This window comes from Streptomyces sp. NPDC051684 (genome assembly GCF_044453445.1).
In the GTDB taxonomy this organism is placed as follows: domain Bacteria; phylum Actinomycetota; class Actinomycetes; order Streptomycetales; family Streptomycetaceae; genus Streptomyces.
In genome coordinates this window covers 193285-201009 of the sequence record NZ_JBITCS010000015.1, presented here as the reverse complement: position 1 = coordinate 201009, position 7725 = coordinate 193285, and the positions used below count along the sequence as shown (strand labels likewise).

The 7725-nt window shown below is 71.1% G+C and carries 7 protein-coding genes; 5 read left to right on the top strand and 2 right to left on the bottom strand.

From position 1 onward, the window contains the following. The first annotated feature begins 206 nt into the window (after window positions 1-206). The gene (locus ACIA8D_RS20100; protein WP_399233912.1) at window positions 207-854 is read left to right on the top strand and encodes a hypothetical protein; all 648 of its coding nucleotides are present in this window, start codon (window positions 207-209) and stop codon (window positions 852-854) included. Window positions 855-912: 58 nt separating this feature from the next. Further along, window positions 913-1620, top strand: coding sequence for a hypothetical protein (locus ACIA8D_RS20095; RefSeq protein WP_399233910.1), 708 nt, complete (start codon window positions 913-915; stop codon window positions 1618-1620). Window positions 1621-1980: 360 nt separating this feature from the next. Here the strand turns inward: ACIA8D_RS20095 and ACIA8D_RS20090 are convergent, their stop codons facing one another. Both ACIA8D_RS20090 and ACIA8D_RS20085 read right to left on the bottom strand, forming a co-directional pair. Beyond that, entirely contained in the window at window positions 1981-2265 is a 285-nt protein-coding gene (locus ACIA8D_RS20090; RefSeq protein ID WP_399233908.1) for a hypothetical protein, read from the bottom strand. A gap of 541 nt (window positions 2266-2806) precedes the next feature. Next, complete coding sequence (locus ACIA8D_RS20085) at window positions 2807-3718, bottom strand: YceI family protein (RefSeq protein WP_399233905.1); 912 nt, start codon at window positions 3716-3718, stop codon at window positions 2807-2809. Between the two features lie 280 nt (window positions 3719-3998). Here ACIA8D_RS20085 and ACIA8D_RS20080 point away from each other — a divergent pair, with 280 nt between their 5' ends. The 3 genes from ACIA8D_RS20080 (at window position 3999) to ACIA8D_RS20070 (ending at window position 7702) form a co-directional block, all read left to right on the top strand. After that, complete coding sequence (locus tag ACIA8D_RS20080; protein ID WP_399233903.1) at window positions 3999-5216, top strand: hypothetical protein; 1218 nt, start codon at window positions 3999-4001, stop codon at window positions 5214-5216. Then, the gene (locus tag ACIA8D_RS20075; protein WP_399233901.1) at window positions 5213-6388 is read left to right on the top strand and encodes a hypothetical protein; all 1176 of its coding nucleotides are present in this window, start codon (window positions 5213-5215) and stop codon (window positions 6386-6388) included. The genes ACIA8D_RS20080 and ACIA8D_RS20075 overlap by 4 nt, the downstream gene beginning before the upstream one ends. Before the next feature lie 147 nt (window positions 6389-6535). Then, window positions 6536-7702 (top strand): ROK family protein, encoded by a 1167-nt coding sequence (locus tag ACIA8D_RS20070; RefSeq protein WP_399233899.1) that lies wholly within the window; start codon window positions 6536-6538, stop codon window positions 7700-7702. Window positions 7703-7725: the final 23 nt, after the last annotated feature.

Below are 7725 nucleotides of genomic sequence, written 5' to 3'. Positions count from 1 at the left end.
CTACGACAAACGCGCCCTCCACTACAAAGCCATGGTCACCATCGCCTGCCTACGACTCTGGCTGCCATGACTTTGCGGACACGACCTAGGGCCTGATCCAAACGACAGGCCCTAGTCCCGGCCTTCCCGAAGCGCCCCGCTCCCCCGCCTACGCGATGGGAGTGGGCGCCGCCGCCTGAAGGAATCAGCACCACCTGGGGGAATCCATGCGCACCAGCATCATCAGCACCGTCATGCTCTGTACCGCCGCCGCTGCTCTCGTCGCTTGCGACCCGACGGACACCGCGGGCTCGAAGCCGTCGAAGCCGACCGCTGCACCGAGCACCAGCACGCCGGCCACTCCGTCGTCCAGCGCATCCGAGGCTGCTGGGGAGAAGAAGGCCGTTTCGAAGTTCGTCGGCATGGGCCTGCAGACGGCGCAGGACAAAGCACAGTCGGAGGGCTTCCGTGTCCTCACGTCCCATGACGCGCTGGGACGTAGCCGGGCGCAGGCGTTCGACCGGAACTGGAAGGTCTGCAGCCAGTCCGTGGAGGCGGGCACCAAGGTCGCCACGACGACCATGCTCGACTTCGGCGCAGTGAAGACCGACGAGTCGTGCCCGGCAAAGGACAACCAGGAGCCGGCAAAGGCGTCCGGCACGATGCCCAACTTCAAGGGCAAGTCGGTGAAGGCGGCCCGCGGAGCCCTGCCTTCGAGTGTCTCGATCGACGTGACGGATGCGTCTGGGACCGACCGCATCGTGTTCATGGAGTCGAACTGGCAGGTGTGTGCCCAGAGCCCGGCTGCCGGGGCAAAGCTGACAGGCCAGCCGGTGGAGTTCAAGGCCGTGAAGTTCGGCGAAGCCTGCTCGTAACCGGGATCTAGGGCGCTCCACTCGCCGGGAGTGGGCGCTTGCAACACTGGCGGGAATCATGCGCGTTCGCGCTACTGCGGCCACGGCCGCCCTGCTACTCGCCGCTCTGACCGCATGCAGCGGCAGCGAAGAGAAGGCCGAGACGAACCCGTCCGCGGCCAAGGAGTCGGTGGGCAAATCGTCGAAGAAGAAGGTCGACTGCTCTGACGAGCCCCTGTCGCAGGCGGAGTGGATGAAGTCGTGCTCCGACGAAAACGGCGATGCGAGCGCCGGGCCCGAAGAGGGTGCAGGCGCGGAGACGCTGAAGCTCGGGCAGCCCGCGCAGACCAGCGGTGACGGGGGCACCGGGGTTCTTCAGATCACGCCCGACACGGTCGTGTTCACGAAGAAGGCAACAGGCGAGACCGCCCGAAACGGGGTGTTCGCCGTCGTCGTGATGAAGGACAAGGCCATGACGGCTGTGGCCGCCGACGAGCCCGCCCCGGTCAGCGGCGGCGGATGGCAGTGGCGGGCCCCGGACGGCGAGACCATCGGCTTCGACAGCGGCAACGCATCGACCGTCGCGATGGACAAGTACAGCAACGCCGACCCGGTGCAGCCCGGCAGTTGGCAGTGGCGGTCCCAGGTCTTCGACCTGACTCCGGCGCAGGCGAAAGGCGGCACGCTCATCTACGTCGACGGCGACGAGCAGGCCCACGCGTGGAAGATGCCTGCCACGAACAGCGGGCCGAACGTCGCCGACGTCAAGGCGAAGCTCGACTTCTGACACGACGAAGCGCCCCCCGCTCCCCTGCCGAAGCAGCGGAGCGGAGCCGACCAGTGAATCTGGGGGATGCATGCGTTCTGGTGTTGACGCTGGGATCTTTGTCGCCGCACTGGTGTTGATGTTCGTCAATGCGGATGATCGTCACGGACCAGGCCTTCGCCGTACTCCTCATCGGCCACACCCTCAAAACGATCGCCAGCGAAGCCCTCACGCTCGCCCTCGCAGCCGCCTGCCGGCAGCCGCTCGACGCCACGCAGCCCTACGGCGAAGACGACGGCATCACGGCCTGCGGGAGGGCCTCGTGGACCGCTTCGGCCGCCGTGTCGTACTTGAGCCGGTACACCCGGTCAGCGTGTCAGGTCAGGCTGCGCCGCGGGACCGGATTCGGGCAGCTTCGGCGAGAACGCGGTCGGTGCCGTCGGTCCATTCGCCGGGGGGTTCTTCGCCGCGGGCCTCGTATTCGGCGAGCCGGCGTCCGCGTCGGACGGCGGCGAGGGTGTCCTTGGCGATGCGTTCCCACTTCGCGAACACGTGGAGGAGTTCGTGCGCCGGCGCCTTGTTGATCTCGCTGAGGAAGCGTTGGGCGAGGGCGGGGTTGCCGAGGGCGTCGCGGATGGACTCGATGGTCCACGGCTGCTCGCTCACGCCGTCCTCCCGGCTGTCCGGCTGTGGATTCACGCTTCGTGATTCCCGGCTCGTTCGTAGCGTAACGCCGCGCTGTCCGGGGTCGCACAATTTCCCCGCCCATTTCCCAGCCCGTGTGCGCTTCGTGCCGGGCCGTGTAGATGTCCCGTCATGAACGTCGACGACAACACGACTGCCCTGGACCCGCTATCTGCCGTCACGTGAGCACGGGTTCCATGTCCTGCGACACACGTTCGCATCGGTGATGCTGGACGCGCGCCGATCGTCGCGGTCTCTGCATGGCTTGGCCACGCCGCCCCTTCGATCCCCCTGAGAATCTACGCGTACACGATGCCGGAGGCGGAGGGCCGGGGCCGGGCAACCAACGACCGCTGGTTCGAGACGGACTCCTGAAAGATCTCCCCAGATGCTCCCCGGCGCCGGGATTTCCACCCACGGCCGGGCCTCACGACGTCTGGGGAGAGTGACGCGCAGGCTTCTGCCGACGCGTCACTCTGGAAAGTGCGGCATCCCTGTGGACTGAAAACCACAGCCCAGCCCCCTACTCCGGCGGCGTAGGCGTGTCCGCGCTGCGGTACATCGCCTGGAGGTCCATTTCGAGCTTGACCGTGGGGCCGACGACCGCGATGCCCTTGGCGAGCATGGTGCGCCAGTTCAGCGTGTAGTCCTCGCGGTGCAGCTCAGCCGTCGCGAGGGCGGCGCAGCGCAGCTCCTCCGCGTAGCCGCCGTTGACGACCCCGAGGTAGCCGGTTTCGAGGTCGACCGTGCGGCTCACGCCGTGCATGGTGAGGGCGCCCTGGACGGTCCACTTGGAGCCGCCGCGGTAGATGAAGCGGTCCGAACTGAAGTGGAGGTAGGGGTAGTTCTCCACGTCCAGGAAGTCGGCGGAGCGCAGGTGGTTGTCGCGGGTGTTGTTGCCCGTGGTGATCGACGAGGCGTCGATGCGGACCTCGACGCGCGAGTCCGCCATGTCGGGCGCGATCTGGATGCCGCCCTCGAAGCGCGTGAAGCGGCCGTGCACGTGTGCCATGCCGACGTGCTTGGCGATGAAGCGGATCGCGGTGTGCGGCGGGTCGAACATCCAGGTGCCGGGCTGCGGCAGCTCCGGCGAGCGGCCCACGTGCAGCTGGATGCCGGTGAGCGGCAGCGTCTCGCCCGCGGCGACCTCGACCGTCTGCTGGAACGGCTCCAGGCCCTCGGCCGCGATCAGCACGCTGTAGCGGCCGGGCTCCAGCGTGACGAAGACCAGGCCGAAGGGGTCGGTCGTGGCCTTCACCGAGACGCGCCCGCTCTGCGAGTGCGTCACCGTCACCTCGGCGCCCGGCATGGGCTGGCCGAACGGGTCGGTCACCTCGCAGTGCACGCCACCGGCGCCCGCGGGCATGGAGTGGACGGGCCCCGATCCCCGCCCTGCGGAACCGGCGCGTTGACGGCGGAACAAAGCGAGGGGCATAAGAGGCCTTTCTTGTACATCCGAACGAGCGTGCTCACCATGCCATGCACCCCGCCCGCCCAAATCGGGCGGAGGTCCGTATTCCGGCAGGCCAGAACCCGGCATTTCACAGAACCCACACGTTTTCGATGCCAACTGCCCCCTGGACGCCACCTCCATCCCCTCCCTCCCCGCAGGTGTTCACAGGTTCTCCGTAAAGCGTTGACGAATCAGGAACCCCTCTGGCAGGGTCGCGAACCCGGCGCCACCCCCACGTGGGACCGAGGAGATCCCCGACCCGATGAAGCCAAGGCCCGCCTCCGCCCGCAGGACCGCGCCGCACGGCCCCGCCCTGCGGCACTTCGCCGAGGCGCACTGGGCCAGGGAACCGGTCGTCGTCACGGACGCCCCGCCACTGGGCCTCGACCGAGCCGACGCCCACGCGCTCCTCGTCGCGGCGGCCGAGCATCCCGATCCCGTCTCCCTGCAGCTGGCCACGGCCGACGGCGAACTGCACCGGCCGGGGTCGCTGCTGCCCGGCCCGGCCGACCGGGACCTCGACGGGTACGTCGCACGCCTCGCCTCCGCCGCGTCGCTCGACGGCGACGGGTGGCTGCTGACCGCCGTCGACCCGCTGTGCCGGGACTTCACGGCGTGGTCGCGGGTGCGGGACGCGCTGGCCGGGCTGTGGCGGTACGTCGGGTGGCCCGCGGTCCCGGTGACGGCGGAGCTGGCCGTCGGCGACCGGCACCACGCCGTCGCCGAGGCGGGCGACCCCGGTTCCGCCTCGCTCACCTGGGTCGTCGACGGCGAACTGACCGTACGGGTGCGGCCCGAGCACACCGGTACCGAGTACGAACTCCGCGCCGGCCCGGGCGATCTGGTGCACTGGCCCGCCGGAAGCCGCCACCTCGACCACCGTGCGGGGCCGTGCACGACGCTGCGAGTCGGCGTGCCCGCGCGGACGGCCGCGGCGCTGCCGCTGGTCACGGAGGCCGTCCGCGGGCCGGAACGAAGACGCCGCACGCGCGTGGGCGCCCCGGCCGCCCTCCCCCACCCACTGCCGGCCAGAGCAGACGGTCGACTGTCGATACCCGCCCAACTCACGGACGCGGCAGGCCTGTTCACGGACACGCTCGCGGGCCCCGACGTCGAGGAGGAACTGCTCGCGCGCTGGGCCGGGCTCCGCTCGGCGGCCGGACTGAATCCGGCGCCGCCACCGCGGCCCGCCGTCCCCCTCACCGGCCGGCACCGATTAGTGCGCGTCGGCGAGATCGTCCGGGTCGCGACCGGTCCGGACGACGCGCTGTGGGCGGCGAACGGACAGGTGTGGCCGGTACGGGGCCGTGCGGCCGACCGCGTACTCAGTTGCTTGCGCACGACACACCAGAACACGACCGTGACCGACCTCGCCCGCGCGTCGGGGCTCGACGAACGCTCCCCTCACCTGCACGGACTGCTGCGCGAACTGTGCCGCGCACGGGCCGTCGAGGTCACGCCGCAGGAGCCGCTGCCGTGACGGCGGGGGCGGCCACCCCGGTCGACGTGCTCAGACCCGTCGACCGGTCCGTCGACTGGCGACGCCTCGCGACGGACCACTGGGACCGCCGGCCCGCCCTGCTCCGCCCGAACCGGGCCTTCGGCCACGCCCCCGCACCCTTCGACCCCCACGAAGTCTTCGAGGGAGCCGTCGCCGCCGCACACCACACCACATCCTCGAACTCCGGCGAACGGATCCGGCTCACCGTGGGCCCGCGCCGCCTCACCGACCCCGGCGATCTGCTGCCCCGCCCGGAGGACGGCTCGTTCGCCGCCTACGACCGCCGGCTCGAACGACAGCTGGGCGGCACGCCCTTCGCGCTCGTCGTCCGGGAACTGCACGCGGGACACCATCCGCTGTGGGCCAGGGAGCGGGCCTTCCTCACCGCGCTGTGGGCCGAGGTCGGCCAGCCCCTGGCCCCCGTCGATACGACGCTGTGCCACGGGACGTGCGAACCGCCGCGCCCCTCGCCCTCCCACCACCGAGCAGCAACGTTCCTCTACGTCCTCCGGGGCCACCACCGCGTCCGTCTCACGGGTCCCGGGAACCGGCGTTGGTCCGCCACGGCCACCCCGGGCGACCTGCTCTACTGGCCCGCCGACCACGAGCACACCGTGCACCCGCCCCGCGACGCGGCGACGCTCGTGCACATCTCCGTTCCGCGCGCACCCGCGTGCGACCTCACCCCGGCCTTCTCGCAGGGGAATTGGGGTGCGGTCGAAACCCTCGTACCGGAGAGCGAACCGGCCGACGACCTGCCGGGCACCCTCCCGCCGCCCCTCTCCGCGGCGCTCGACCACCTGCGCCGGGAGACACGCCCCGCGCCGCTCCACCGGCGCCTGGCCCACGAGGTGTTGCGGCACGCCACGGACGGAGGCCTGCGCCCGGCGCCGCCGCCCACGCGTCCCGGCTACTTCACCGACGACGACGCGGTACGGGCCACGGACCGCGTGGTGTGGACGTCGGCCGGCGGACACCGCCTGGTCGCGGCGTGCGGTCACGTCACACGGACGGGCCTGTCGGCACGCGAACTGGGCGCGCTGATCGACCGATTGACCAGCGGTGAGCCACTGCCGGTAGGCGAACTGACACCGGCCGCCCGCCGGTTGCTGGCACGACTGGCGGCGTTCCGCGCGGTGGAGCGCCTGTAGGAACACCCGGGCCGCCCCCGACCCAATGCGCAGGAGTTCTGCGAAATCCCCATGCCCATGGGGTTCCCACCCATACGCAGTTATGCAACAGTCCTGCATAACCGAACCGACGACGATGACGACGATGACGCGACGGGGGCACACTCCATGGCGGGGCACGACCGGGCGCGCGGGCACGATCTCGCGGCCCTTCGCGGACTGAACACCGCCGTGGTGCTGCGGTCGTTGCGTCAGGAGAGCCCACAGACGGTCAGTCGACTCACCGGCTCCACCGGCCTGTCCCGGCCGACGGTCGAGGTGCTGGTCGAGGAGCTGACCACGCAGGGCTGGATCGCCGAGACGACCGCGCTGCCGGCCGTCCGCACCCCGGGGCGGCCCGCGCGCCGTTTCCGGTTCCGGGCCGAGGCCGGGCATGTCGTCGGCGTCGACATCGGCCTCAGGAAACTGGTGCTGCTTCTCGCCCGCCTCGACGGCGAAATCGTCGCGCGGCACCGGGAGGAGTTCCCCGCGGACCTGACCGGAGCGGAACGTATCGAGCTGCTGCGCACCCGGCTGCGCGCCTTCCTCGCCGGTCAGCGGCTCGGCCCGCACGACGTGTGGTCCGTCGGCATCGGCGTGCCCGGCATGGTCGACGACACGGGCCGGATCCGCTCGGTGATCGTTCCGGACTGGACGGACCTGGACCTGTCACGCCGGTTCGCGGTCGACATTCCGTGCCCGGTGCTGGTCGAGAACGACGTGAACCTCGCGACGCTCGCCGAACACTGGCAGGGCGCGGCGGAACTCGCGGACGACGTGGCATGCGTGCTGGTCGGGCGGCGCATCTCGTGCGGCGTGATGATCGACGGACGCCTGCACAGGGGCCGCCGCGGCGGCGCGGGCGAGCTGGGCATCCTGCCCCAACTCGGCCTGCTGGCGGCCGGGGAGGCACTCGGCTGGGACGGGGACCCGCTGCCCGGCGAATCGGAGACCGACGCGCTCGCACGTTCCGTACGCGCCGGGGACCCGAAGGCGCTCGGCGTCCTGGACCGCTACCTGGCCGGGGTCGCACCCGGCATCGCCGCGCTCGTCCTCGCCCTCGACCCGGAACTCCTCGTCCTGTCGGGCGCGTTGGCCCCGGTCGGCGAACCGCTGGGCCCGCTGCTCGCCGAGCACCTGGCCCCTCTCACCCTGCACGTGCCGCGCATCGCGGTCAGCACGCTCGGCCGCGAGGGCGTGGCACTCGGCGCGGTGCGCCGCGCCCTGGACGACGTGGACACCCACCTCCTCGACGGCGCGGGCCCCTCGCGCCCGTCGTCCCCCGCCGCTCCCTGACACCTTCCCTCTCCGTACACCTA